Here is a 1,215-nt window from a genome sequence, read left to right as displayed (position 1 = left end):
GTAGGTGAAGTGACTTGCTCACGGAGCTGAAACCAGTCGAAGATACCAGCTGGCTGCAACTGTTTATTAAAAACACAGCACTGTGCAAACACGAAAGTGGACGTATACGGTGTGACGCCTGCCCGGTGCCGGAAGGTTAATTGATGGGGTCAACCGCAAGGTGAAGCTCTTGATCGAAGCCCCGGTAAACGGCGGCCGTAACTATAACGGTCCTAAGGTAGCGAAATTCCTTGTCGGGTAAGTTCCGACCTGCACGAATGGCGTAATGATGGCCAGGCTGTCTCCACCCGAGACTCAGTGAAATTGAACTCGCTGTGAAGATGCAGTGTACCCGCGGCAAGACGGAAAGACCCCGTGAACCTTTACTATAGCTTGACACTGAACATTGAGCCTTGATGTGTAGGATAGGTGGGAGGCTTTGAAGCGTGGACGCCAGTCTGCGTGGAGCCAACCTTGAAATACCACCCTTTAATGTTTGATGTTCTAACGTGGACCCGTGATCCGGGTTGCGGACAGTGTCTGGTGGGTAGTTTGACTGGGGCGGTCTCCTCCTAAAGCGTAACGGAGGAGCACGAAGGTCAGCTAATCCTGGTCGGACATCAGGAGGTTAGTGCAATGGCATAAGCTGGCTTGACTGCGAGCGTGACGGCGCGAGCAGGTGCGAAAGCAGGTCATAGTGATCCGGTGGTTCTGAATGGAAGGGCCATCGCTCAACGGATAAAAGGTACTCCGGGGATAACAGGCTGATACCGCCCAAGAGTTCATATCGACGGCGGTGTTTGGCACCTCGATGTCGGCTCATCACATCCTGGGGCTGAAGTAGGTCCCAAGGGTATGGCTGTTCGCCATTTAAAGTGGTACGCGAGCTGGGTTTAGAACGTCGTGAGACAGTTCGGTCCCTATCTGCCGTGGGCGCTGGAGAATTGAGGGGGGCTGCTCCTAGTACGAGAGGACCGGAGTGGACGCATCACTGGTGTTCGGGTTGTCATGCCAATGGCACTGCCCGGTAGCTAAATGCGGAAGAGATAAGTGCTGAAAGCATCTAAGCACGAAACTTGCCCCGAGATGAGTTCTCCCTGAGACTTTAAGTCTCCTGAAGGAACGTTGAAGACGACGACGTTGATAGGCCGGGTGTGTAAGCGCAGCGATGCGTTGAGCTAACCGGTACTAATGAACCGTGAGGCTTAACCTTACAACGCCGAAGATGTTTTGGCG

At 53.7% G+C, this 1,215-nt stretch carries 1 rRNA gene; it reads left to right on the top strand.

Annotated elements, in window-relative coordinates:
• Positions 1-1,192 (top strand): 23S ribosomal RNA (locus tag ACWPW2_RS22310); the annotation flags it as partial.
• Positions 1,193-1,215 lie beyond the last annotated feature (23 nt).

It is taken from the genome of Kosakonia sp. Marseille-Q7440, from assembly GCF_965119485.1.
Note: the sequence above shows the minus strand (reverse complement) of the source record. Positions and strands in the feature narration are given on the sequence as shown.